Source organism: Escherichia sp. E4736, from assembly GCF_005781225.1.
GTDB lineage: Bacteria > Pseudomonadota > Gammaproteobacteria > Enterobacterales > Enterobacteriaceae > Escherichia.
In genome coordinates this window covers 54,170-77,843 of sequence record NZ_VATT01000025.1, presented here as the reverse complement: position 1 = coordinate 77,843, position 23,674 = coordinate 54,170, and the positions used below count along the sequence as shown (strand labels likewise).

The following is a 23,674-nucleotide window of genomic DNA, read 5'->3' as shown; positions in this document are numbered from 1 at the left end:
TATGATTTCAGGCATTTTAGCATCCCCGGGTATCGCTTTCGGTAAAGCTCTGCTTTTGAAAGAAGACGAAATCGTCATTGACCGGAAAAAAATTTCTGCCGACCAGGTTGATCAGGAAGTTGAACGTTTTCTGAGCGGTCGTGCCAAGGCATCTGCCCAGCTGGAAACGATCAAAACGAAAGCTGGTGAAACGTTCGGTGAAGAAAAAGAAGCCATCTTCGAAGGGCATATTATGTTGCTCGAAGATGAGGAGCTGGAGCAGGAAATCATAGCCCTGATTAAAGATAAGCACATGACCGCTGATGCAGCTGCTCATGAAGTTATCGAAGGTCAGGCTTCTGCCCTGGAAGAACTGGATGACGAATACCTGAAAGAGCGTGCGGCCGACGTACGTGATATCGGTAAGCGCCTGCTGCGCAACATCCTTGGGCTGAAGATCATCGACCTGAGCGCCATTCAGGATGAAGTAATCCTGGTTGCCGCTGACCTGACGCCGTCTGAAACCGCACAGCTAAACCTGAAGAAGGTGCTGGGTTTCATCACCGACGCAGGTGGCCGGACTTCCCACACCTCTATTATGGCGCGTTCTCTGGAACTGCCAGCCATCGTGGGTACCGGTAGCGTCACCTCTCAGGTGAAAAACGACGACTATCTGATTCTGGATGCCGTAAACAATCAGGTTTACGTCAATCCAACCAATGAAGTTATTGATAAACTGCGCGCCGTTCAGGAGCAAGTTGCTTCTGAAAAAGCAGAGCTTGCTAAACTGAAAGATCTGCCAGCAATTACGCTGGACGGTCACCAGGTCGAAGTGTGCGCTAACATCGGTACTGTTCGTGACGTTGAAGGTGCAGAGCGTAACGGCGCTGAAGGCGTTGGTCTGTATCGTACCGAATTCCTGTTCATGGACCGCGACGCGCTGCCAACCGAAGAAGAACAGTTTGCTGCTTACAAAGCGGTGGCTGAAGCGTGTGGCTCACAGGCAGTTATTGTTCGTACCATGGACATTGGCGGCGATAAAGAGCTGCCGTACATGAACTTCCCGAAAGAAGAGAACCCGTTCCTCGGCTGGCGTGCTATCCGTATCGCGATGGATCGTAAAGAGATCCTGCGCGATCAGCTTCGCGCTATCCTGCGAGCCTCTGCTTTCGGTAAATTGCGCATCATGTTCCCGATGATCATCTCTGTTGAAGAAGTGCGTGCACTGCGCAAAGAGATCGAAATCTACAAACAGGAACTGCGCGACGAAGGTAAAGCGTTTGACGAGTCAATTGAAATTGGCGTAATGGTGGAAACACCGGCTGCCGCGACAATTGCGCGTCATTTAGCCAAAGAAGTTGATTTCTTTAGTATCGGCACCAATGATTTAACGCAGTACACTCTGGCAGTTGACCGTGGTAATGATATGATTTCACACCTTTACCAGCCAATGTCACCGTCCGTGCTGAACTTGATCAAGCAAGTTATTGATGCTTCTCATGCTGAAGGCAAATGGACAGGTATGTGTGGTGAGCTTGCTGGCGATGAACGTGCTACACTTCTGTTGCTGGGGATGGGTCTGGACGAATTCTCTATGAGCGCCATTTCTATCCCGCGCATTAAGAAGATTATCCGTAACACGAACTTCGAAGATGCGAAGGTGTTAGCAGAGCAGGCTCTTGCTCAACCGACAACGGACGAGTTAATGACGCTGGTTAACAAGTTCATTGAAGAAAAAACAATCTGCTAATCCACGAGATGCGGCCCAATTTACTGCTTAGGAGAAGATCATGGGTTTGTTCGATAAACTGAAATCTCTGGTTTCCGACGACAAGAAGGATACTGGAACTATTGAGATCATTGCTCCGCTCTCTGGCGAGATCGTCAATATCGAAGACGTGCCGGATGTCGTTTTTGCGGAAAAAATCGTTGGTGATGGTATTGCTATCAAACCAACTGGTAACAAAATGGTCGCTCCGGTTGACGGCACCATTGGTAAAATCTTTGAAACCAACCACGCGTTCTCCATCGAATCTGATAGCGGCGTTGAGTTGTTCGTTCACTTCGGTATCGACACTGTTGAACTGAAAGGCGAAGGCTTCAAGCGTATTGCTGAAGAAGGTCAGCGCGTGAAAGTTGGCGATACTGTGATTGAATTCGATCTCCCGCTGCTGGAAGAGAAAGCCAAGTCTACCCTGACTCCGGTTGTTATCTCCAACATGGACGAAATCAAAGAACTGATCAAACTGTCCGGTAGCGTGACTGTGGGCGAAACCCCGGTTATTCGCATCAAGAAGTAATTCTTGCCGCAGTGAAAAATGGCGCCAATCGGCGCCATTTTTTATGCTTCCGCCAACGGCGGCAAAATCAATTCATCGCTCTCATGTTGCTGGGTGTAGCGCATCACCTCCAGTACGCGTAAGCCTGCGCTATGTACCGCGTCAGTTAATTCCTTACCTTTCAACAAGCCACTGATGAGCTGGGCGCAAAACAGATCGCCTGTTCCTTTAAGGTCCGTCTTTACCCGAGAATGGGAAATGACATTCACGCTGTCGGCACTGACCACTACCACCTGCATCTCCTGATTTTCTTCGTTACCAGAGGCGCTGGTAATAACCACCCATTTTAATGTGTCTGAAAGCAAACTTTTTGCTGCGGCAATGGCGCTGTCGAGATCGCGGCAGTTTTTACCGGTCAGGATTTCCAGCTCAAAGATATTTGGCGTAATTCCCTGCGCCAGTGGCAACAAATATTGCCGATACGCATCGGGCAGGTCAGGTTTGACGTAGATACCGCTATCAATATCGCCAATCACCGGATCTACCATAATCAATAAGTCAGGATGGTTTTCGCGTAATACAGTCAGCCACTCGGCAAGTATTTTGATTTGCGACGCGGTTCCCATATAACCGGTGGTGACAGCGCGCAGCTGGCGCAGCGCATCGCGCTCCTGTAGTGCGCGTAAATATCCGCTAAACCATTCGTCCGGAATCGCACCACCGTAGAACGTATCATAATGTGGCGTATTGCTGAGCAACACGGTCGGCACGGCAAAGACATTCAGGCCGTTCTGTTTAATAGCAGGCACGGCAATGCTGTTGCCTACGCTGCCATACACCACCTGCGACTGCACAGCGACAATATCCGCCTGCAACGCTCTGCTCTTATCGTTAAACAACAACAAACTACTCATTTAATTTTTCTCCTTGCCGATGATCCTCATCGCATCCCAACCGAAACTTTACCTGATTTTGGCAGTCAAATCGGCTATCACAAAACAAGGATATGGTAATTCAGTGAAGAAAATCATTTGTCTGGTCATTACGCTGCTAATGACACTCCCCGCTTACGCGAAGTTAACTGCCCACGAAGAAGCCCGCATCAACGCCATGCTGGAGGGATTAGCACAGAAAAAGGATTTGATATTTGTGCGCAACGGTGATGAACATACCTGCGATGAAGCAGTTTCGCATCTGAAGTTGAAGCTCGGCAACACGCGCAACCGCATTGATACCGCCGAGCAGTTTATTGATAAGGTGGCTTCGTCATCATCGATTACCGGTAAGCCGTATATCGTGAAGATGCCCGGTAAGAGCAATGAAAATGCACAACCTTTTTTACATGCGTTAATTGCGCAGACGGATAAAACAGTGCCTGCGCAATAACCTTAAATCCCCGCCCCCTGGCTAAAGTGCTCTTCCCCGAATACCCCGGTGGAAAGGTAGCGATCGCCGCGATCGCAGATGATCGCTACCACCACCGCGCCAGGGTTAGCTTTTGCCACGCGTATCGCGCCAGCAACCGCACCGCCGGAGCTTACGCCGCAGAAAATCCCTTCCCGCACCGCCAGTTCGCGCATGGTGTTTTCCGCATCGCGCTGATGAATATCCAGCACCTCATCCACCAGCGAAGCGTTAAAGATGCCAGGCAGATATTCCGCAGGCCAGCGGCGAATGCCGGGAATACTGCTGCCCTCTTCCGGCTGCAGGCCGACAATGGTCACCGGTTTGGATTGCTCACGCATAAAGCGTGACACGCCGGTAATGGTGCCGGTCGTCCCCATGCTGGAGACAAAATGGGTAATGCGACCGCCAGTTTGCTGCCAGATTTCCGGCCCAGTGGTGGTGTAATGCGCATAAGGGTTATCGGGATTATTGAACTGATCGAGCAGCTTGCCTTCACCACGATTTGCCATTTCAAGCGCCAGATCGCGCGCGCCTTCCATGCCCTGCTCTTTGGTAACCAGAATCAGTTCCGCGCTGTAAGCCAACATCGCCGCACGACGTTCCTGGCTCATGTTGTCGGGCATCAGCAATTTCATGCGATAGCCTTTTAGCGCGGCAATCATCGCCAGCGCAATGCCAGTATTGCCACTGGTGGCTTCAATCAGCACGTCGCCCGGTTTAATTTCCCCGCGCTTTTCCGCCTCGGCGATCATCGATAGCGCCGCACGATCTTTCACCGAGCCTGCCGGGTTATTGCCTTCCAGTTTTAACCACACTTCACTGCCGTTATCCGGCCCCATTCGCTGCAACTTTACCAGAGGCGTATTGCCAATTGTTTGTTCTAATGTACTCACGATCTCTGTCCATACGTGGTGTTGCCTGATGCGACGCTTGCACGTCTTATCAGGCCTACAGGTTACAAACCTTGCCATTAAAAAGCCCGGATCGCGGGAAGCGCCTCCGGGCGTTTAACATTCACTCAACCTATCAGGCGCTTTGTGCAAGAGCAAGTTCCTCATCGCGGGTTTCAATACGCTCGTCGCCGTTATACAGCCGCGCATGTTGCAGGCCAACGAATAAACGCTCGCCACGCTGCGGGGCATCGTCGCCATGCATCACGACCGTCAGCGGATCTTCATACCACCCCAGTGGCTGCACGACTAATTGGGTGTAGTGGCCTTTCGGGCTGGCTTCCAGCACCTGTACCGGCAGCGGCGATTCAAGGCTGGTGCGGCGGCTGATATCCACTTCCCACGGGCGCAGGAAGAGATCCACCGGCCCCTGATACGCAGGTGTATACCCCAGCGGCCAGCGGTGCGCGCCAACGTGGAACTGCCCGCCGCGAATCGTTCCCTGCAGGCGGTTCACTTCGCCCATAAATTCGAGCACAAAACGGGTCGCCGGTTCGCGCCATACCTGATCCGGTTCATCGGCCTGTTCGATATTGCCCTGACTCATCACCACCACGCGGTTGGCGACTTCCATCGCCTCTTCCTGGTCGTGGGTAACGAATACACTGGTGAATTTCAGCTCTTCGTGCAGCTGACGCAGCCAGCGACGCAGCTCTTTACGCACCTGCGCATCCAGCGCGCCAAACGGTTCATCAAGCAGCAGAATTTGCGGTTCCACGGCAAGCGCGCGCGCCAGCGCTACACGCTGTTTCTGGCCGCCGGAAAGCTGGGCCGGATAACGATCCGCCAGATGGGCAAGCTGCACCATCTCCAGCAATTTTGTCACTTTCGCTTTGATCGCCGCGGCATTCGGGCGCTCGCGACGCGGCAGCACCGTCAGGCCAAAGGCGATATTGTCGAACACCGTCATATGACGGAACAGCGCGTAATGCTGAAACACGAAACCGACTTTACGATCGCGCGCGTGCAGGCGGCTGACGTCGGTGCCGTGGAAGCGAATATGCCCACTGGTTTGATGCTCCAGCCCGGCAATAATGCGCAGCAGCGTGGTTTTCCCGGAACCGGACGGCCCCAGCAATGCGACCATCTGACCAGAAGGAATATCCAGTGAGATATCGTTCAGCACCTGGGTGCGACCAAACGACTTCTTAATATTGGCAATCTCAATGCTCATGATGTTCCTCCTGCTGCGCGCGTTTTTCCTGATTTTCCAGGCGCCACTGCAACATACTCTTTAAAAACAGGGTGATAATCGCCATCAGCGTCAACAGCGCAGCAGCGGTAAAGGAGCCGACGGTGTTGTAGTCCTGCTCCAGCAATTCAATCTGTAACGGCAGCGACAGGGTTTCGCCGCGAATCGAGCCGGAAACCACCGATACCGCGCCAAACTCGCCAATCGCGCGGGCGTTGGTCAGCACCACGCCATAAAGCAGCGCCCAGCGAATATTCGGCAATGTGACGCGGCGGAACATCTGCCAGCCGGACGCGCCAAGCAAAATCGCCGCTTCGTCCTCCTGGCTGCCCTGGCTTAACATCACCGGCACCAACTCGCGCACCACAAACGGGCAGGTGACGAAGATAGTGACCAGCACCATTCCCGGCCAGGAGAACATAATTTGCAGATTATGTTCATCCAGCCAGCCGCCCAGCGGGCCGTTAGAGCCGTAGAACAGCAGATACACCAGGCCTGCGACCACCGGAGAGACGGCAAACGGGATATCCAGCAGCGTCAGCAGCAACTGACGCCCAGGAAAATCAAAACGTGTTACCAGCCAGGCCAGCAGGATGCCGAACACCAGGTTTACCGGCACGGCAATCAGCGCAATCATCACCGTCAGCCAGATGGCGTGCAACATGTCCGGGTCAGCCAGATTCTGTAAAACTGGCATCAGCCCTTTGCTGAACGCCTGCACAAAGATGTAAATCATCGGCACCAGCAGGATGAACGCCGAAACCAGCATCCCGATACCAATCAGAAACCATTTGCCCCAGTTAATCGGGCGCGCGTCATAACGCTTCAACTGTGTCACTTCCGCCATTAATGACCTACCACACGCCGACCAAAGCGACTTTGCAGAGTATTAATTGAGAACAGCAGCAGCAGGGATGCCGCGAGGATCACCGAAGCAATCGCGCTCGCCGCCGGGTAATCAAACTCCTGTAAGCGAACAAAAATCATCAGCGACGTCACTTCCGTCTTCCAGGCGATGTTCCCGGCGATAAAAATTACCGCGCCAAACTCACCGAGGCTACGGGTAAACGACAGCGCCACGCCCGCCACCAGCGCCGGAGAAAGCTCCGGCAGCACCACTTTACAGAAACTCTGCCAGCGCGTTGCGCCGAGCGTTTCTGCCGCTTCTTCATATTCTGGGCCTAACTCTTCCAGCACCGGCTGCACAGTACGCACCACAAACGGAATGCTGGTAAAGGCCATCGCCACCGCAATCCCCAGCCAGGTATAGGTGACTTTGATATCAAACTTCGCCAGCCATTCACCGTAAAAACCATTCACGGAAAAGAGCGAGGCCAGCGTCAAACCGGCCACCGCCGTCGGCAACGCAAAGGGTAAATCCATCAGTGCATCAAGCAGCGTGCGGCCAGGGAAGCGATAACGGGTTAAAATCCACGCCATCAACAGGCCGAAAACACCGTTAAAAATCGACGCCACAAACGCCGACAGCAGCGTCACTTTGTAGGCCGCGACCACCTGCGGGTTGGTGATCACTTCCCAGTACTGCGCCCAGCTCATCTCAGAGAGCTGCATCACCAGCGCGGAGAGCGGCAGCAATAAAATCAGGCACACAAACAGCAGACTGGTGCCGAGGCTTAAGGTAAAGCCCGGCAGCACGCGTCTGGAGGAGACAGCAAACATCAGTTACGCCCCGCGGCTAACAGCTTGTCTAACTCACCGCCGCTGGTGAAGTGGGTTTTCATCACTTCCGGCCAGGAGCCAAATTTGTCTTCCACGCGGAACAGCTCGGTCTGCGGGAATTTATCTTTCAGTTTGTCCATGACTTCTGGGTTATTCACGCGGTAGTAATAGTCGGTGATAATGGTCTGCGCCTGCGGGCTGTAGAGCCAGTTCAGGTAGGCTTTTGCGGCTTTTTCTGTGCCGTTGGCCTGCACGTTTTTATCGACCCATGCCACCGGAAATTCCGCCAGAATATTGGTTTTCGGAATCACCACTTCGAAGCCCTGCGCTTCATACTGTTTACGGATGTTGTTCACTTCCGATTCAAAGCTAATCAGCACATCGCCCAGGCCGCGCTCGGCAAAGGTGGTAGTTGCGCCACGACCGCCGGTATCGAACACTTCAACGTTTTTCAGGAACTGCGTCATAAACTGTTCGGTTTTGGCTTTATCGCCACCGTCGGCTTTATCCGCTGCGCCCCACGCGGCTAAATAGGTGTAACGCGCGTTACCGGACGTTTTCGGGTTCGGGAAAATCAGCTTCACGTCGGAGCGCACCAGATCGTTCCAGTCGTGGATATTCTTCGGGTTGCCCTTACGCACCAGGAAGCCCATGGTGGAGTAGAACGGCGAGCTATTATTCGGCAGGCGCGACTGCCAGTCCGCCGGGATCAGCTTGCCTTTGTCGTGCAGGATTTGTACGTCGGTCACCTGGTTATAAGTGACAACGTCTGCTTTTAAGCCCTGTAAAATCGCCAGCGCCTGTTTTGATGACCCGGCATGAGATTGTTTAATCGTCAGTTTGTCGCCGCCGTTATCTTTTGCCCATTGCTGTTCAAACGGCGGGTTCAGGGCGGCAAACAGCTCGCGGGAGACGTCATAAGAACTGTTCAGCAGTTCTGTTGCCTGTACATGGCCTGCCAGCAGCAGAGAAGCGACCAGCGCGAGTGAGTTCTTTTTCAGTAAGTTAACGGCCATTGCGCACCCTTATATATTTAATGACTTTCTAATAGCCATCATATTTATAACGGGCATGAAAGGAGTAACGGTTTTATATACCGTTTGGTGATTTGGAAGTTGAAAAGGGAATAAGAACCGGGTTCAAAACGAAATCCTCCCCACACAAATGCAGGGAGGAAACAGAGGTGAATCAGATGCCGACGCTAACCGTCTCCGGCAGTGTGCTGCCGCCATCGATCACATTCTGTGTACCGGTTAAATAGCTGGATTCATCGGATGCGAGGAAGGCCGCGAGTTCGCCGACTTCCAGCGGATCGGCGAGGCGACGCATCGGGATTGCTTTTGCCATTTCAGTCAACACCGATTCTGGATCTTCCGGGTTCGACTGACGGGCAATACTTTCTGCCATTGGCGTGCGCACGTAGCCCGGACAAATCGCATTTACGCGAATACCAGACTGCGCGTACTCCACCGCCAGCGATTTAGTCAGGCCAACAATCGCCGCTTTCGTTAAGGCATACGCCGTTTCGCCAGGATCGGCCACCATATCGCCAGTGACCGAAGACATCATCACAATGCGGCCATCTTTGCGGGCAATCATCTCCGGCAGCACCGCCTTTGTGACGTTCCATACGCCTTTAATATTGATATCAATATGGAAATCGCGATCGTCATCGCTCATATCGAGGAAACTACCCAGGCGACAAACGCCTGCGTTATTCACCAGGATATCAATGCGCCCTTCTTTTTCCTTCGCGCGCTTGATAGCAGCGGCTACCGACGCCGGGTCACGCACATCGGCGACAACCGCCGTACAGCGATGACCACGACCACACAGTTCGTCCGCCAGCTTTTCGATCTCAGGGGAGATATCCAGCAAGATTAGATTCGCGCCATGACGTGCAAAAGTTCTGGCAATTCCTTCGCCAATTCCCTGCAATGCGCCTGTAATCAGTGCTGTCTTGCCCGTGAGTTTACCCATTTTAATGCTCTCCTTGTTAATACAGAGCGTTACACTCCATTCCCTCTGAAAATACAGGATAAACAAAATATTGCTGCGTATCAGCTCACTAATTCAGGAAAATCTCAATCCAGTCGCTGCTTTATGCATCATTTCAGGCGTTGTGTTAGCTCACTGCTGCGCTCAATCATTTTCAATGACTCCACATCATTGAGTTGCACCAGGCCAACAAACAGTAAATCGGTAACAGAATTTTGCGCCGTGCGGGTAGACATCGACGAGCTACGCCATTCGGTTTCGCCGGAAACGGTATCGAGCGTGAAATGCGCCAGCCGCCGCAGCGGAGAGTCAGTCAGAGAAGTAATGGCAATCACCGTTGCCCCCTGCTTTCGTGCCGCTTCTGCGCACAAGACAATCTCTTTTTTACTGCCGCTGTAAGAGATAGCGATTTGTACATCGCCTTTTTTTAACGCCTGGGAAACGGTGGCTTGTACGTGCGTGTCGGCTTCGCAGGCCACGCGATAGCCAATTTTCATCAGTTTGAACGACAGATCGCGCCCCACCAGCGCCGATCCGCCCAGGCCCGTTATCTGAATAAATGGCGCTTTACTGATGACATCAATGATTTTTTGCAGCCGCGCGTAATCGAGCAACGCGCAGGTCTGTTCCAGCGCCAGCTCTTTTTCGCGATTCAGTTTGCGGGCAATCACTTCCAGCGAATCATCACTGGTAATCGAACTGTGCAGGTGCAGCGCCGTGGCATTCGTTTTCTCCCGGCTGGCACTGTATTCGCCAATTAACGCCATACGCAATTCAGTAAATCCTTGTGCGCCGAGCTTCTGGGCAAACTTCACAATACTCGACTGACTGATGCCGAGCTGTTTCGCCATCTTGCGCGAAGAGACGGATTTCAGTTCGCTCACCCTGGCTTGCAGAAAGTCGGCTATCTTTTGCTCATTTTCAGTAAAGTCACTTTCTGCATTGCGTAATTTTGTCAGGTACAACATCTTCCACTCCCTCACCACATCCTGCGCGCAGCATAGCACACGGATTTTGCCCTTTGACGCTCTTCACACTCTGTGATTTCAGACTCAATGATTCCTTTAAAACTAGCAAATTGAGATATATGATTCCATCAATATGCAATTATTTGATTGTGAATACTAAGGTCACCACTGATGCAACTTGAAAAGATGATTACAGAAGGCTCGAATGCCGCCTCGGCTGAAATTGACCGCGTTTCGACACTGGAGATGTGCCGGATTATCAACGATGAAGATAAAACCGTACCACTCGCCGTTGAGCGCGTACTGCCAGATATTGCAGCGGCGATCGATGTTATTCACGCCCAGGTGAGCGGCGGCGGCCGTCTGATTTACATCGGTGCGGGGACCTCTGGTCGTCTGGGTATTCTTGATGCCAGTGAATGTCCGCCGACCTACGGCGTGAAACCGGGCCTGGTAGTTGGTTTGATTGCTGGCGGCGAATATGCCATTCAGCACGCGGTGGAAGGCGCGGAAGATAGCCGGGAAGGCGGCGTTAACGATCTGAAAAGTATTAATTTAACGGCACAGGATGTGGTGGTTGGTATTGCCGCCAGCGGTCGTACGCCGTATGTGATTGCCGGACTGGAATACGCCCGCCAGCTCGGTTGCCGCACAGTGGGAATTTCCTGTAATCCGGGGAGCGCCGTTTCAACTACCGCAGAGTTTGCTATCACGCCGATTGTTGGGGCCGAAGTGGTCACGGGTTCTTCGCGAATGAAAGCTGGCACGGCGCAGAAACTGGTGCTCAATATGCTCTCCACCGGTCTGATGATTAAGTCAGGCAAAGTGTTCGGCAACCTGATGGTCGATGTGGTCGCCACCAATGAAAAACTGCATGTACGCCAGGTCAATATCGTTAAAAACGCCACCGGATGTAGCGCTGAGCAAGCGGAAGCGGCATTGGTTGCCTGCGACCGCCATTGTAAAACGGCTATTGTGATGGTGCTGAAAAATCTCGATGCCGCAGAAGCTAAAAAACGCCTGGATCAACACGGCGGCTTTATTCGCAAAGCTCTGGAAAAGGAATAACCCATGGCTAAAGAGATCAGCAGTGAACTTCTGAACACCATTCTTACCCGGGTCGGTGGCCCGGGTAACATCGCCAGCTGTGGTAACTGTATGACGCGTCTGCGTCTGGGTGTACATGACAGTTCACTGGTTGATCCCGATATCAAAACCCTGGAAGGCGTAAAGGGCGTCATTTTGACCAGCGATCAGGTGCAGGTGGTTTTTGGGCCGGGCAAAGCGCATCGTGCCGCAAAAGCCATGAGCGAGTTGCTGGGCGAAGCACCGATACAGGATGCCGCAGAGATCGCCGCCCAGAATAAACGCCAGTTAAAAGCCAGACAAACTTCCGGCGTGCAACAATTTCTCGCCAAATTCGCCACCATCTTTACACCGCTGATCCCCGGTTTTATTGCTGCGGGTCTGTTGCTGGGGATAGCGACGCTAATCGCCACGGTGATGCACGTTCCGGCAGATGCTCAGGGAACGCTGCCCGACTCGCTGAATTTTATGAAGGTGTTCAGCAAAGGCTTGTTCACCTTCCTGGTAATTCTGGTGGGCTATAACGCGGCCCAGGCGTTCGGCGGCACGGGCGTCAATGGCGCAATTATTGCCGCGCTCTTTTTGCTCGGTTATAACCCTGCTGCCACCACTGGTTACTACGCCGGATTTCACGATTTCTTCGGTCTGCCCATCGATCCGCGCGGCAATATTATCGGCGTGTTGATTGCCGCCTGGGCCTGCGCCCGCATTGAAGGCATGGTGCGCCGCTTTATGCCGGACGATCTCGACATGCTGCTGACCTCGTTAATCACTCTGTTGATCACCGCTACGCTTGCGTACCTGATCATTATGCCGCTGGGCGGCTGGCTGTTTGAAGGCATGTCGTGGCTGTTTATGCACCTGAACAGTAATCCGCTCGGTTGTGCGGTTTTAGCCGGGCTGTTCCTGATCGCCGTGGTGTTTGGCGTGCATCAGGGCTTCATTCCTGTTTATCTGGCTTTAATGGACAGTCAGGGGTTCAACAGCTTATTTCCCATCCTTTCGATGGCGGGCGCGGGCCAGGTAGGCGCGGCGCTGGCGCTCTACTGGCGAGCGCAACCGCACAGTGCACTACGCAGTCAGGTGCGCGGGGCGATAATTCCCGGTCTGCTGGGCGTTGGTGAACCGTTGATTTACGGCGTCACCCTGCCCCGCATGAAGCCGTTTGTTACCGCCTGTTTAGGCGGCGCGGCGGGCGGTTTGTTTATCGGACTGATAGCCTGGTGGGGTCTGCCAATGGGCTTAAACAGCGCCTTCGGACCGTCTGGCCTGGTGGCACTACCGCTGATGACTTCCGCTCAAGGTATCCTTCCGGCAATGGCGGTATATGCAGGTGGGATTCTGGTGGCATGGGTTAGTGGGTTTATTTTCACCACGTTCTTTGGCTGCCGTAACGTCAATCTGGACTGATTATGAAACGGACAATGCTCTATCTTTCTCTGCTGGCTGTCAGCTGTAGCGTCAGCGCCGCAAAATACCCTGTTCTGACAGAAAGTTCGCCAGAGAAAGCAGGGTTCAATGTCGAACGGCTTAACCAGATGGATCGCTGGATTAACCAGCAAGTTGATGCCGGTTATCCCGGCGTAAACCTACTGATTATTAAAGATAATCAGATTGTGTATCGCAAAGCCTGGGGGATGGCGAAAAAGTACGATGGCAGCGTGTTGATGGCGCAGCCTGTAAAAGCCACCACCGAGACGCTGTATGACCTGGCCTCAAATACCAAAATGTACGCCACTAACTTCGCTCTGCAAAAGCTGATGAGCGAAGGCAAACTGCATCCTGACGATCTGATTGCGAAATATATTCCAGGGTTTGCCGACAGTCCAAATGACACCATCAAAGGCAAAAACACGCTGCGGATTTCTGATCTGCTGCATCACAGCGGCGGTTTCCCGGCGGACCCACAATACCCGAATAAAGCGGTCGCGGGCGCGTTATATTCGCAGGATAAAGGCCAGACGCTGGAGATGATCAAGCGCACGCCGCTGGAGTATCAGCCCGGCAGCAAACATATCTACAGCGATGTCGATTATATGTTGCTTGGATTTATCGTCGAGTCAGTTACTGGCCAGCCGCTTGACCGCTATGTTGAAGAGTCGATTTATCGACCACTCGGCCTGACGCATACGGTATTTAACCCGCTGCTGAAAGGCTTTAAACCGCAGCAAATTGCCGCGACGGAACTGAACGGCAATACCCGCGATGGCGTGATCCACTTTCCGAATATCCGCTCCTCCACTATCTGGGGTCAGGTGCACGATGAAAAAGCGTTCTATTCGATGGGCGGCGTTTCCGGACACGCAGGTTTGTTTTCCAATACCGGCGATATTGCGGTGTTAATGCAAACGATGCTGAACGGCGGTGGCTATGGTGATGTGAAGCTGTTCAGTGCGGAAACGGTGAAGATGTTCACCACCAGCTCAAAGGAGGACGCCACTTTTGGCCTTGGCTGGCGCGTGAATGGTAATGCCACCATGACGCCGACGTTTGGCACGCTGGCAAGCCCGCAAACGTACGGTCACACGGGCTGGACCGGGACGGTAACCGTTATCGATCCGGTCAATCATATGGCGATTGTGATGTTAAGCAACAAGCCCCATTCGCCAGTTGCCGATCCACAAAAAAATCCCAATATGTTCGAAAGCGGTCAGTTACCGATTGCAACTTATGGTTGGGTAGTTGATCAGGTGTATGCGGCGTTAAAGCAGAAGTAATAAAAAGGCCAGTCAGTTTTGTTACTGGCTGGCCTGAGACTGCTGACAAACGCAATACTGCCTGATGCGCTACGCTTATCAGGCCTACGCGCCCCCTGCAATGTATTGAATTCGCACGATTTGTAGGCCGGATAAGACGTTTACGTCGCATCCGGCGTGTACAACGCGCACTTTATCAACAATCTGAAACCAGTCAGTAATGCTATTGGCTGGCCTTTAATCATCGAATCAGAAACGCTTACAGCGCCATCAGCTTGTCCAGCGACGGCGCGAAGTAATAGCCGCCGGTTACCGGTTTGGTGAAACGCAACATCGCATCACGCTTACCATCGGTATCGCCAAACATGCTCAGCAATTGCTGCTCAATGTTATGCAGACGCGCACAGTAGGCGCAGAAGTACAGACCGTGAGTGCCACTGGCGGTGCCGTACGGCAGGCTCTGGCGAACAATCTTCAGTCCTTTGCCATCTTCTTTCAGATCAACACGGGTCAGGTGAGAAGTTTCCGGACGTTCGTCGCCATCAATCTCTTCGTTGGCTTCTTTGGTACGGCCGATCATCATCTCCTGATCGTGAACGCTCATACGGTTGAGTTGCTTCAGGTTGTGCTCCCAACGCTGCACAAACACATAGCTGCCGCCCGCATCCACGCCGTCTTTGATAACCGCAACTTCGCGACGCGTCTCTTCACCCGCCGGGTTTTCTGTGCCGTCAACAAAGCCGCTCAGGTCACGCTCTTCCACCCAACGGAAGCCGTGGATCTCTTCTTTCACTTCAATGCAGTCACCAAAGGCTTCCATCGCCGCCTGGGCGACAGAAAAGTTTACGTCATGACGCAGAGAAAGAATGTGGATTAACACATCGAACTGAGTGGTCGGCGCAAGACCTTTGCCGTAGCCCGGAAAATCTTTCAGCTCTTCGGCACCAACGCCGCCGCTCAGAGCACGCCAGGTGTTGTTACCAAAGGCAACGACTGCACCAAGATGTGCGTCCGGGAATTTCGCTTCAAAAGTTGCCAGTTTGTCGGCAAATGTTTTACTGGCCGCACGCAGGGCATCAACTTCCCCTTTTACGTTGGCTTCGATCCAAATCGCCGCGCGGCAATGTTCTGGCAAAATGCCACTCTGAACCTGAGACATTGTTCCTCCTGAAAATAATAATGCCACGCAATCCGTGGCATTGTTGGGCGCTATTTTACGTGTTTTTTGTGATTAGCGGTTTGCTCAGACGCAAATTAACGTCGCCAGATAATTTTACTGACTTTCCAGTTTTTCAAGGTATCGTCCGAAGGCATTAACCCTTCAGGACCACTCCATTCACCGCTGAACTGGTAGCTAATATGTTGACTGCCTTCAGCTTTACATTCGACAGCACGATCATCACCATCTGCTTTTTGGCAATTGCCAAATGCTTTGCTGTAAAGGTCGCTAAACGGTGTACCGATTTTAACACCGGAGTCCGCAGGAATATTGCTGTCTGAAACGTCAATGCGGCTGATTGTACCTTGATCACCATTGATGACCATCGCCACGCTGTCGCCTTTCATCACTTCAAAAAAGCGCACTACATTACCGTTAGCGGTTTTCATTCCGCTGCGCAGACGATAATCACCATCAAGCGCATCGGCAATAGCTTGTTCTTGTAATGGTGTGGACGCCGTTAATTCGCCCACGCCCTGCTCGCTCACTTTGGTAGATGAACCAAACCAGTTCCACGGATTAGCGGCAGACCAGTTAACTGACGACATAGTGGAACAGCCGGTCAGCATCAACGGCATAGCGCATAACATTAAACGCAGCGATTTCATCTCACTTCCTTTGGTTATTCAATAACGTTGCTTGGAGTGCGAATTTGCAAAAAAGTGCCGTTAGAGGTAGATGACAAACACAAAATTGCCTGATGCGCTACGCTTATCAGGCCTGCTTTTTCCTGCAATATCTTGAATTTTCGATGTTTTGTAGGCCGAATAAGGCGTTCACGCCGCATCCGGCATAAACAAAGCGCACCTCTGCGTTATTCTTTTTCTTCATTAAAACAAGCGCGTAAACGTCGATTAGTCAGCAGCCAGATTAACGCCACAATATCCGCCACTACCAGCGCCAGACCGATTCCGCTAACCGATTCACCGTTCAGCCACAGCCACGGTTGCCAGCAAAGTAAAACCACTTGCGCCAACAGCAACAGAAAATAGAGCCCATGCCAGATACGGGGAAACGTAGCCCGCCGACCACTCAGCAAAAACGCCAGCACTGCTGGAATGCCGGGAATTAACCCCAGCCAGAAATTATCATGATCGGGATAAAACAGATTCAACAGCGCAGTACCCTGCTCACGCGACGCACCGGCAATCACAAACAGCACCCAGGTTCGCGCCTGAAGCAGTAGCACAAGCCAGAAAAGGAAGGGTAAACGCAGGCGTCCGTGCGCATCATAATGGACAGGATGAAACTCAGTACTCTTCATCTTCAATCAAACGCTTACCCAGACTCAGCACATCAGCGTGTTCGTATCCCAGGCGTTCGTACATTCCGAGCACCATGTCATTGTCTTCCGGCACGTTGATCTGAATTTTCGGGCAACCGCGGGCAATCAGCTTTTTCTCCAGCCGATTAAGCAAGGCGTTAGCAATGCCGCGCCCGCGAAACTCCGGATGCACGCCAAGATAATAAGCAGACCCACGATGCCCGTCATAACCGCCCATCACCGTTCCCACCACTTCACCATTCACTTCCGCGACCAGGAACAAACTGACGTCATGGTTCATCTTGCGTTCGATGTCCATTTCCGGATCGTTCCACGGACGCAGCAAGTCGCAACGCTCCCAAAGGGTGATGACCTCTTCGAAATCTTCCTGGCGAAATACGCGTATCTCCATGGTATGAGTTACCTTTTTGGGGGTTAAAAGGGTGATTATGGCGTGAACGACCGAATTAGCCAATATCTGACGAAAATCGGTTGAAAAAGTGGCATAATGACGCGTTGTCATTTATTGAAATGAAAAGTAAAACAATTCTCACCAGCAAACCGTCGTAACGGATTACGCGATACGATATAACATCTGGAACTTCATTATTACAACTCAGGCCGTATGAGCACTTTTAAACCACTAAAAACACTCACTTCGCGCCGCCAGGTGCTGAAAGCCGGATTGGCTGCCCTGACGTTGTCAGGAATGTCACAAGCCATCGCCAAAGAAGAACCTTTAAAAACCAGCAACGGACACACTAAGCCGAAAGCCAAAAAAGCTGGGGGCAAGCGGATAGTCGTTCTCGATCCGGGTCACGGCGGGATTGATACCGGTGCGATTGGCCGCAACGGGTCAAAAGAAAAACACGTGGTGCTGGCAATCGCCAAAAACGTCCGTTCAATTTTGCGCAATCATGGCATTGATGCGCGGCTGACGCGTTCTGGCGATACCTTTATTCCACTGTACGATCGCGTTGAAATCGCCCATAAACATGGCGCTGACCTGTTTATGTCAATTCACGCCGACGGCTTTACCAACCCGAAAGCCGCTGGTGCATCGGTCTTTGCCCTCTCTAACCGTGGCGCAAGTAGCGCGATGGCAAAATATTTGTCGGAACGCGAAAACCGTGCTGATGAAGTTGCCGGGAAAAAGGCGACCGACAGGGATCACCTATTGCAACAAGTGCTGTTTGATCTGGTGCAAACAGATACCATTAAAAATAGTCTGACGCTCGGCTCGCATATTCTGAAGAAGATTAAGCCGGTGCATAAACTGCACAGCCGCAACACCGAACAAGCGGCATTTGTGGTGTTGAAATCACCGTCGGTTCCTTCGGTGCTGGTGGAAACTTCGTTTATCACCAACCCGGAAGAAGAACGGCTATTAGGCACGGCGGCGTTTCGTCAGAAAATCGCCACAGCGATTGCTGAAGGCGTGATCAGTTATTTCCACTGGTTTGATAACCAGAAAGCACACTCGAAAAAGCGGTAAGTTATGAAACCCGACGCACACCAGGTTAGACAGTTTCTCCTCGACCTTCAGGGTACAATTTGCCAGCAACTGGCCGCCGTAGATGGCGCAGAGTTTGTCGAAGATAGCTGGCAACGTGAAGCTGGTGGCGGCGGGCGTAGTCGGGTGTTGCGTAATGGTGGTGTTTTCGAACAGGCGGGCGTCAACTTTTCTCACGTCCATGGCAACGCGATGCCCGCTTCCGCGACCGCTCATCGCCCGGAACTTGCCGGGCGCAGTTTCGAGGCAATGGGCGTATCGCTGGTAGTGCATCCGCATAATCCGTACGTTCCCACCAGCCACGCGAATGTGCGGTTTTTTATTGCCGAAAAACCGGGTGCCGATCCCGTCTGGTGGTTTGGCGGCGGCTTCGACTTAACTCCATTCTATGGTTTTGAAGAAGACGCCATTCACTGGCATCGCACCGCCCGTGACCTGTGCCTGCCATTTGGTGAAGACGTTTATCCCCGTTACAAAAAGTGGTGCGACGATTACTTCTACCTAAAACATCGCAACGAACAGCGCGGCATTGGCGGGCTGTTCTTTGATGATCTGAACACGCCAGATTTCGACCACTGTTTTGCCTTTATGCAGGCGGTAGGCAAAGGCTACACCGACGCTTACTTACCGATTGTTGAACGGCGTAAAGCAATGGAATACGGCGAACGCGAGCGCAATTTCCAGTTGTACCGCCGCGGGCGCTATGTCGAGTTCAACCTGGTATGGGATCGCGGGACGCTGTTTGGCTTACAAACCGGCGGGCGCACCGAGTCTATTCTGATGTCGATGCCGCCACTGGTACGCTGGGAGTATGATTATCAGCCAGAAGCAGGCAGCCCGGAAGCGGCGTTGAGTGAGTTTATTAAGGTCAGGGGTTGGGTGTAACTCCCTCATCCCCTCTCCTGCATCCGCTGATGCAGTGTCAGTGACGGCTTCTCGGCAAACAGTTGCTGATAATCCGTGGCGAATTGCCCCAGATGCCAGAATCCCCACTGCATGGCGGCGTCTTTTACCGTCATACTTTGCGACCATGGGCTTATCAGTTCACGGCGCACGGCGTTCAGGCGAATGCGTTTTAGCCACGCATTCGGGCCAATGCCCAAAATAGCATGAAATGCGTTTTGTAAGGTACGGCGGCTGACGTGCAGTTGATTACACAAGTCCAGTACGGTTACCGGTTCGGACATGTTTTCCAGCACATATTCACGGGCGCGGGAAAGCAAACGTCGGTAACTCTGATGACTAATACTTTCCGCTGTCACCATTGGTTGCGCTTCTTCCAGCATCGCCCCCATCGCCATCAGCAAATTATCCCCCAGCACTTTACGCACCGCAGGCTGATGAAGATTCTCCGGGTTCTCGCAAAATGTCGCCAGCGCCTGTTGGACAAAGCCCCACAGCGCGGCTTTATGCTGCTCTTTCACTTCCAGCGCCGACTGGTTACGTAACATATGCAGCACCCTTTCCGGGTTATGCAAAAAATTAGCCTGCCGGGTAATGACATCTTCAGAAAGCACTACGCCAAGGATCGTATAATCATCTGGTGTACTCAGTTCAAACTCGGTGCCGCCAGGGCGCGTGGCAATTTCCGCGCTTCCCAGGCATTGTGAGCCGATAAATCCCTGTTCGCCGCGTGTCGCCGGAATACCAAACCAGAAAGAGTTCGGCCAGACCAGGCACGACTGACGCAGTGCCAGACCAGTGTATTCACGGAAAACCTGAATATCATCAAGCAGAATTTCCGTAAATTCACCATGAAATTTGCCCGGATGCAGCTGATCGTAAATCTGCTGCCAGGCGGTAATCGTCAAAGCATGTTCATAGACATCCGTTGTCTGTCGTTGATGAACATTATCCACTTCGACCTTCGGCGTAAGCTTCAGGTTTTCGGATAAGGGTTCATGATAAAGATGGTGCAAATTAGCTGTACGGGGCTTTTTCATGATGTTAATGCCGGGTGTTATATGACACCCGGCACCTCCGACAGATTAATGAGGCTTGAGACGATAACGACTACTGCGTTTACGTAACGTCCCGGCAGAAAAGAGCTGTTCGAGCGCATTTCTGGCTTTTTCCAACGGCCAGCCAAAGTGGGCAGCCACTTCTCCTGCCGTCATTCCCTGACGTACTGATGTTAACAGCGCCAACAACTCGTCAGCAGATTCCGCAACGATAGCTGGCACGCAGGGTTCCTTTACAGCTTGCTTCGGCTGGCGGTTAAAGCCAGTAACCAGCCACTGGGTGTCATCGTCTGGCCGACCGATCTCCTTGCGGCTGATAACGCGTCCGGTACGCATCGCAGCAGCACAACCTGCGTCCAGCGCCGCACGACACGCCGCCAGATCGCCTTCCACCACCAGCGTCAACCTACCAGGGTCAAGTACTTCATGACTGAGCAGACGTACGTTGGCCGCTTTCAGCATCGCATCCGCCGCATCGATTGCTGCGACCATGCCGTCCACTTCCAGCAATCCCAGTGCATTGATCATCGGCAACCTCCGTTACGCACGCTGGATTGGATTCCGCGCGATTTCCAGCACTGCATCGGTAAAGGCATTACAGGCCGCTTTACACGCCGCCTGGCTTCCCGTTAAGAATGCGGCGGAATAGTTGGTTTCTGACGGCGGCGGGACATAAGTCACCAGCTGTACGTCGGCAGATTTTAACGCTGCATCAATGCCATAAGTCGCTTCCAGCGGCGGCGCCACCAGATACGCCATCGGATCGCCAAGCGTAATACCCGCAGTGGAAGAGAGATAAGAACCAGTGCGCGAAACCACATGTGCAAGGAATGCCGTATCTTGCGCATCGTTGGCCCACTGGAAGGCCGCACCGTTTTCAATATGCGCAACCATTGCATCCAGACCAGCACGCACTTCCGCCGGGTTTGGCCCGCCCAGCATAATCAGCACTTCACCGGCAGTCGGTGACGGGCCGTGTGCGGCTCCTGCATACAGCGAGCGGCCATACACCACTTCCACCATCGCCTGTTTGGTCGCTTCATCAGCGGCAATGTAGGTGACGTCATCGGAGTCGGCGGAAATCAGCCCAAGGCTACGAATATGCGGCGGCAATTTCAGCTCACGCGCAAAATCGGCGTTAACGGAGGCAATCACCCGCATGGCGGTGACCGACGGTCGAATCAAATCTAAAGCTGGCATGATGCCTCCTTATCGGGTCATATTGATGCCGGATGCTTTCTGCTCCAGCATACGTTTCGCCAAATCCACAATAACTGCTGCGGCTTCAACTGGCGGCGTGCCGCCCTGGTGAATGTTAGAGATACAGGTGCGATCGGCCTCAACGGTGGTCGCCATACGCGGCGAGTAAACGGCGTAGCAGGAGAGACTTTCTGACTGCCCTAACCCCGGGCGTTCGCCCACCAGCAGGATCACCACTTTCGCGCCGAGGATCTCACCGATCTGATCTTCAATTTTCACGCGACCGTAACGCACAAAGAACGGCGTGCCGACTTTCAAACCAGCTTGTTTCAGGCCCGCCATCAGCGGTGGCAGGATCTCTTCATAGTTCACGGTGATCGCGTCAGTAGACAGGCCATCAGAAATAACGACCTGTACGTCCGGACTGGCGACACACTGTGATTTCAGGGCTTCAACAGCTTCTGCACACAGGCGGCGACCCATATCCGGGCGAGTCAGGTAGAGATTTTTGTCGCTAATTTCAGAGCGCACCTCCAGCAAGCCCTGCGCTTTCACCCACTCTTCCGGCACTTCTTTCAGTACGGTATCTTTCGAACGAGAGTGATCGGCCAGGAAACGCAGCAGCGCCTGGGTACGCGGACGCGGACCAGCACGACCGGTACAAACGCGGGCCACGGTGCTGCGGCGCAGTTCTGTTAATACGTCTGCGCGATGCGGATTTTCAACGCCAATCCACGCCTTCGCTTCAGCGGAACCTAAATCCAGCACACAGCTTTCCGAGGTCACCGGTGCCGAACAGGCTGTGGTGGTGCATTTGGCTTCTGATGGCGCGGGGGCTGCTTGTCCCATTGACGCCATCACGCTGCGTACAATTTCTTCAATCTGTTTTTGATCCATGATGTGTTATCTCCGCGTCATCAGAAGAACAGTGACGGATCGCCCGCCCGTTTGGTCAGGCGACCGTTTGCCATAATGCCCATGCTTTCCAGCCAGCGTTCAAACTCCGGTGACGGACGCAGGTTGAGTAACTGACGCACAGTGGCGGTATCGTGGAACGCCGTGGTCTGGTAGTTGAGCATGATGTCATCGCCCAGCGGCATCCCCATGATGTAGTTGCAGCCTGCGGTGGCGAGCAGGATCATCAGGTTTTCGTTGAGGTTCTGGTCAGCGTCAGCGTGGTTGGTGTAGCAGCAGTCACAGCCCATAGAGATGCCGCTCAGCTTGCCCATAAAGTGATCTTCTAAGCCCGCACGAATAATCTGGCGGTCGTTGTAGAGGTACTCCGGCCCAATAAAGCCGACCACGGTGTTGACGATAAACGGATCGTAATGACGCGCCAGCCCATAGTTACGCGCTTCCATCGTCACCTGGTCAGCGCCGAAGTTAGCACCTGCGGACAGCGCAGAACCTTGTCCGGTTTCGAAGTAGAGGCAGTTTTCCCCGGCGATACGGTTGAACTCCGCGCCCACTGCGCGCGCTTCATCGAGCATCGCCAGTTCCACGCCAAACTCTTTCAGCCCTTTTTCGCTGCCGCAAATACTCTGGAAAATCAGCCCGCCCGGCGCGCCGCGACGAATCGCTTCAATCTGGGTAGTGACGTGCGCCAGCACGCAGCCCTGGGTCGGAATGTTGTATTTGTCGATCACGCCATAGATGGTATCCAACACGCGGCTTAAGTTTTCCACGTCGTCAGTCACTGGGTTAACGCCGATCACCGCATCGCCCACCCCGAAGGAAAGCCCTTCGTAGATTTGCGCGGCGATACTTTGCACGTCGTCACGGGTATCGTTCGGCTGCAAACGGGCGCTAAAGGTGCCCGGAATACCGATGGTGGTATTGGCCTTTTTGATCACCGGCATTTTCTTCGCGCCGTAGATCAGGTCCGCGTTGGAGCAAATCTTCGCTACCGCCGCGACCACTTCCGAGGTCAGCCCTTTGCGGGTAAAGGCAATGTCGTCCACGCTGGTTTCATCGCTCAGCACATACTCACGCAGTTCGCTGATGCTCCAGTTTTTAATCTGGTTGTAGGCCGTTTCGTTAACGTCGTCCTGAATCAGCCGCGTGACGCAGTCATCTTCATAGGCAATCACCGGATTATTGCGGATGTCCGCTACGGTCATTTCCGACAACACCTGCTTTGCCGCCACGCGCTCCTGTGAGCTTGCCGCTGCAACGCCCGCCAGCACATCCCCCGAACGCAGTTCGTTGGCTTTTGCCAGCACCTCTTTTACATCCTTAAACTGATATACATTGCCGAACAATGTGGTCTTTAGTTTCATAAG

At 53.0% G+C, this 23,674-nt stretch carries 25 protein-coding genes; 8 read left to right on the top strand and 17 right to left on the bottom strand.

The genetic code is table 11. The features are described from left to right. Position 1: 1 nt before the first annotated feature. Entirely contained in the window at positions 2-1,729 is a 1,728-nt protein-coding gene (gene ptsI, locus FEK46_RS16240) for a phosphoenolpyruvate-protein phosphotransferase PtsI (RefSeq protein ID WP_000623129.1), read from the top strand. A 40-nt stretch (positions 1,730-1,769) separates the two neighbouring features. Further along, on the top strand, positions 1,770-2,279 hold the full coding sequence (crr, locus tag FEK46_RS16235) for a PTS glucose transporter subunit IIA (RefSeq protein WP_000522247.1): 510 nt from the start codon (positions 1,770-1,772) through the stop codon (positions 2,277-2,279). A gap of 41 nt (positions 2,280-2,320) precedes the next feature. On the opposite strand, the gene pdxK is transcribed toward crr, so the two are convergent. Then, positions 2,321-3,172, bottom strand: coding sequence for a pyridoxine/pyridoxal/pyridoxamine kinase (gene pdxK / locus FEK46_RS16230; protein WP_130207376.1), 852 nt, complete (start codon positions 3,170-3,172; stop codon positions 2,321-2,323). 103 nt (positions 3,173-3,275) lie between these two features. Here pdxK and FEK46_RS16225 point away from each other — a divergent pair, with 103 nt between their 5' ends. After that, the gene (locus FEK46_RS16225; protein ID WP_135559779.1) at positions 3,276-3,644 is read left to right on the top strand and encodes a YfeK family protein; all 369 of its coding nucleotides are present in this window, start codon (positions 3,276-3,278) and stop codon (positions 3,642-3,644) included. Between the two features lie 2 nt (positions 3,645-3,646). Here the strand turns inward: FEK46_RS16225 and cysM are convergent, their stop codons facing one another. The 7 genes from cysM to murR form a co-directional block, all read right to left on the bottom strand. Continuing rightward, positions 3,647-4,558: a cysteine synthase B gene (gene cysM, locus FEK46_RS16220; protein WP_135559780.1), complete on the bottom strand. Its 912-nt coding sequence runs from the start codon at positions 4,556-4,558 to the stop codon at positions 3,647-3,649. A gap of 133 nt (positions 4,559-4,691) precedes the next feature. Continuing rightward, positions 4,692-5,789, bottom strand: coding sequence for a sulfate/thiosulfate ABC transporter ATP-binding protein CysA (cysA, locus tag FEK46_RS16215; protein WP_130207380.1), 1,098 nt, complete (start codon positions 5,787-5,789; stop codon positions 4,692-4,694). After that, positions 5,779-6,654, bottom strand: coding sequence for a sulfate/thiosulfate ABC transporter permease CysW (cysW, locus tag FEK46_RS16210; protein WP_064526347.1), 876 nt, complete (start codon positions 6,652-6,654; stop codon positions 5,779-5,781). Before cysW ends, cysA begins: the two co-directional genes overlap by 11 nt. Beyond that, positions 6,654-7,487 carry a sulfate/thiosulfate ABC transporter permease CysT gene (gene cysT / locus FEK46_RS16205; RefSeq protein ID WP_000458420.1) on the bottom strand — a complete coding sequence of 278 codons (834 nt, stop codon included), beginning with the start codon at positions 7,485-7,487 and terminating at the stop codon, positions 6,654-6,656. Before cysT ends, cysW begins: the two co-directional genes overlap by 1 nt. Continuing rightward, positions 7,487-8,503, bottom strand: coding sequence for a thiosulfate/sulfate ABC transporter substrate-binding protein CysP (gene cysP / locus FEK46_RS16200; protein WP_000290223.1), 1,017 nt, complete (start codon positions 8,501-8,503; stop codon positions 7,487-7,489). Before cysP ends, cysT begins: the two co-directional genes overlap by 1 nt. 172 nt (positions 8,504-8,675) lie before the next feature. Beyond that, positions 8,676-9,467 (bottom strand): SDR family oxidoreductase UcpA, encoded by a 792-nt coding sequence (gene ucpA, locus FEK46_RS16195; RefSeq protein ID WP_000517431.1) that lies wholly within the window; start codon positions 9,465-9,467, stop codon positions 8,676-8,678. Between the two features lie 128 nt (positions 9,468-9,595). Beyond that, the gene (murR, locus tag FEK46_RS16190) at positions 9,596-10,453 is read right to left on the bottom strand and encodes an HTH-type transcriptional regulator MurR (protein ID WP_135559781.1); all 858 of its coding nucleotides are present in this window, start codon (positions 10,451-10,453) and stop codon (positions 9,596-9,598) included. Positions 10,454-10,624: 171 nt separating this feature from the next. Here murR and murQ point away from each other — a divergent pair, with 171 nt between their 5' ends. From murQ to pbp4b, 3 genes are read left to right on the top strand one after another with little or no spacing between them, the layout of a single operon-like run. Next, positions 10,625-11,521 (top strand): N-acetylmuramic acid 6-phosphate etherase, encoded by an 897-nt coding sequence (gene murQ, locus FEK46_RS16185; RefSeq protein ID WP_130207386.1) that lies wholly within the window; start codon positions 10,625-10,627, stop codon positions 11,519-11,521. A 3-nt stretch (positions 11,522-11,524) separates the two neighbouring features. Next, on the top strand, positions 11,525-12,949 hold the full coding sequence (gene murP / locus FEK46_RS16180; protein ID WP_135559782.1) for a PTS N-acetylmuramic acid transporter subunit IIBC: 1,425 nt from the start codon (positions 11,525-11,527) through the stop codon (positions 12,947-12,949). 2 nt (positions 12,950-12,951) lie between these two features. Then, entirely contained in the window at positions 12,952-14,256 is a 1,305-nt protein-coding gene (gene pbp4b / locus FEK46_RS16175; protein ID WP_135559783.1) for a penicillin binding protein PBP4B, read from the top strand. A 238-nt stretch (positions 14,257-14,494) separates the two neighbouring features. On the opposite strand, the gene yfeX is transcribed toward pbp4b, so the two are convergent. The 4 genes from yfeX to FEK46_RS16155 all read right to left on the bottom strand — a co-directional run bounded on the left by yfeX (position 14,495) and on the right by FEK46_RS16155 (position 17,130). After that, complete coding sequence (yfeX, locus tag FEK46_RS16170; RefSeq protein ID WP_000084590.1) at positions 14,495-15,394, bottom strand: porphyrinogen peroxidase; 900 nt, start codon at positions 15,392-15,394, stop codon at positions 14,495-14,497. A gap of 95 nt (positions 15,395-15,489) precedes the next feature. After that, complete coding sequence (locus FEK46_RS16165) at positions 15,490-16,062, bottom strand: RpoE-regulated lipoprotein (protein WP_135491696.1); 573 nt, start codon at positions 16,060-16,062, stop codon at positions 15,490-15,492. Positions 16,063-16,268: 206 nt separating this feature from the next. Beyond that, a complete protein-coding gene (locus FEK46_RS16160) occupies positions 16,269-16,718 on the bottom strand; it encodes a DUF2919 domain-containing protein (RefSeq protein ID WP_130207394.1) in 450 nt (149 codons plus the stop codon). Beyond that, complete coding sequence (locus FEK46_RS16155) at positions 16,705-17,130, bottom strand: GNAT family acetyltransferase (RefSeq protein WP_000406000.1); 426 nt, start codon at positions 17,128-17,130, stop codon at positions 16,705-16,707. The genes FEK46_RS16160 and FEK46_RS16155 overlap by 14 nt, the downstream gene beginning before the upstream one ends. A 213-nt stretch (positions 17,131-17,343) precedes the next feature. Here FEK46_RS16155 and amiA point away from each other — a divergent pair, with 213 nt between their 5' ends. Further along, on the top strand, positions 17,344-18,213 hold the full coding sequence (gene amiA / locus FEK46_RS16150; protein WP_130207396.1) for an N-acetylmuramoyl-L-alanine amidase AmiA: 870 nt from the start codon (positions 17,344-17,346) through the stop codon (positions 18,211-18,213). A gap of 3 nt (positions 18,214-18,216) precedes the next feature. Next, the gene (gene hemF, locus FEK46_RS16145; protein ID WP_135559784.1) at positions 18,217-19,116 is read left to right on the top strand and encodes an oxygen-dependent coproporphyrinogen oxidase; all 900 of its coding nucleotides are present in this window, start codon (positions 18,217-18,219) and stop codon (positions 19,114-19,116) included. A 5-nt stretch (positions 19,117-19,121) separates the two neighbouring features. Here the strand turns inward: hemF and eutR are convergent, their stop codons facing one another. The 5 genes from eutR to eutB are packed head-to-tail and all read right to left on the bottom strand — an operon-like array spanning position 19,122 to position 23,671. Then, positions 19,122-20,174, bottom strand: coding sequence for an HTH-type transcriptional regulator EutR (gene eutR, locus FEK46_RS16140; protein ID WP_135559785.1), 1,053 nt, complete (start codon positions 20,172-20,174; stop codon positions 19,122-19,124). A gap of 45 nt (positions 20,175-20,219) precedes the next feature. Further along, complete coding sequence (gene eutK, locus FEK46_RS16135; RefSeq protein ID WP_130207402.1) at positions 20,220-20,720, bottom strand: ethanolamine utilization microcompartment protein EutK; 501 nt, start codon at positions 20,718-20,720, stop codon at positions 20,220-20,222. 12 nt (positions 20,721-20,732) lie between these two features. Beyond that, positions 20,733-21,392, bottom strand: coding sequence for an ethanolamine utilization microcompartment protein EutL (gene eutL / locus FEK46_RS16130; protein ID WP_001111027.1), 660 nt, complete (start codon positions 21,390-21,392; stop codon positions 20,733-20,735). Between the two features lie 9 nt (positions 21,393-21,401). Then, complete coding sequence (gene eutC, locus FEK46_RS16125) at positions 21,402-22,289, bottom strand: ethanolamine ammonia-lyase subunit beta (protein WP_130207403.1); 888 nt, start codon at positions 22,287-22,289, stop codon at positions 21,402-21,404. A 20-nt stretch (positions 22,290-22,309) separates the two neighbouring features. Continuing rightward, on the bottom strand, positions 22,310-23,671 hold the full coding sequence (gene eutB / locus FEK46_RS16120; protein ID WP_000769975.1) for an ethanolamine ammonia-lyase subunit alpha: 1,362 nt from the start codon (positions 23,669-23,671) through the stop codon (positions 22,310-22,312). Between the last annotated feature and the right edge of the window lie 3 nt (positions 23,672-23,674).

Bases quoted from the DNA above. Each gene is read 5' to 3' on its own strand.
- cysP (WP_000290223.1), bottom strand. From the start codon at position 8,503: ATGGCCGTTAACTTACTGAAAAAGAACTCACTCGCGCTGGTCGCTTCT.
- crr (WP_000522247.1), top strand. From the start codon at position 1,770: ATGGGTTTGTTCGATAAACTGAAATCTCTGGTTTCCGACGACAAGAAG.
- eutK (WP_130207402.1), bottom strand. From the start codon at position 20,720: ATGATCAATGCACTGGGATTGCTGGAAGTGGACGGCATGGTCGCAGCA.
- ptsI (WP_000623129.1), top strand. From the start codon at position 2: ATGATTTCAGGCATTTTAGCATCCCCGGGTATCGCTTTCGGTAAAGCT.
- eutL (WP_001111027.1), bottom strand. From the start codon at position 21,392: ATGCCAGCTTTAGATTTGATTCGACCGTCGGTCACCGCCATGCGGGTG.
- eutB (WP_000769975.1), bottom strand. From the start codon at position 23,671: ATGAAACTAAAGACCACATTGTTCGGCAATGTATATCAGTTTAAGGAT.
- cysA (WP_130207380.1), bottom strand. From the start codon at position 5,789: ATGAGCATTGAGATTGCCAATATTAAGAAGTCGTTTGGTCGCACCCAG.
- ucpA (WP_000517431.1), bottom strand. From the start codon at position 9,467: ATGGGTAAACTCACGGGCAAGACAGCACTGATTACAGGCGCATTGCAG.
- FEK46_RS16165 (WP_135491696.1), bottom strand. From the start codon at position 16,062: ATGAAATCGCTGCGTTTAATGTTATGCGCTATGCCGTTGATGCTGACC.
- murR (WP_135559781.1), bottom strand. From the start codon at position 10,453: ATGTTGTACCTGACAAAATTACGCAATGCAGAAAGTGACTTTACTGAA.
- FEK46_RS16160 (WP_130207394.1), bottom strand. From the start codon at position 16,718: ATGAAGAGTACTGAGTTTCATCCTGTCCATTATGATGCGCACGGACGC.
- pbp4b (WP_135559783.1), top strand. From the start codon at position 12,952: ATGAAACGGACAATGCTCTATCTTTCTCTGCTGGCTGTCAGCTGTAGC.
- eutR (WP_135559785.1), bottom strand. From the start codon at position 20,174: ATGAAAAAGCCCCGTACAGCTAATTTGCACCATCTTTATCATGAACCC.
- cysW (WP_064526347.1), bottom strand. From the start codon at position 6,654: ATGGCGGAAGTGACACAGTTGAAGCGTTATGACGCGCGCCCGATTAAC.
- murP (WP_135559782.1), top strand. From the start codon at position 11,525: ATGGCTAAAGAGATCAGCAGTGAACTTCTGAACACCATTCTTACCCGG.
- yfeX (WP_000084590.1), bottom strand. From the start codon at position 15,394: ATGTCTCAGGTTCAGAGTGGCATTTTGCCAGAACATTGCCGCGCGGCG.
- FEK46_RS16155 (WP_000406000.1), bottom strand. From the start codon at position 17,130: ATGGAGATACGCGTATTTCGCCAGGAAGATTTCGAAGAGGTCATCACC.
- cysT (WP_000458420.1), bottom strand. From the start codon at position 7,487: ATGTTTGCTGTCTCCTCCAGACGCGTGCTGCCGGGCTTTACCTTAAGC.
- murQ (WP_130207386.1), top strand. From the start codon at position 10,625: ATGCAACTTGAAAAGATGATTACAGAAGGCTCGAATGCCGCCTCGGCT.
- eutC (WP_130207403.1), bottom strand. From the start codon at position 22,289: ATGGATCAAAAACAGATTGAAGAAATTGTACGCAGCGTGATGGCGTCA.
- amiA (WP_130207396.1), top strand. From the start codon at position 17,344: ATGAGCACTTTTAAACCACTAAAAACACTCACTTCGCGCCGCCAGGTG.
- pdxK (WP_130207376.1), bottom strand. From the start codon at position 3,172: ATGAGTAGTTTGTTGTTGTTTAACGATAAGAGCAGAGCGTTGCAGGCG.
- hemF (WP_135559784.1), top strand. From the start codon at position 18,217: ATGAAACCCGACGCACACCAGGTTAGACAGTTTCTCCTCGACCTTCAG.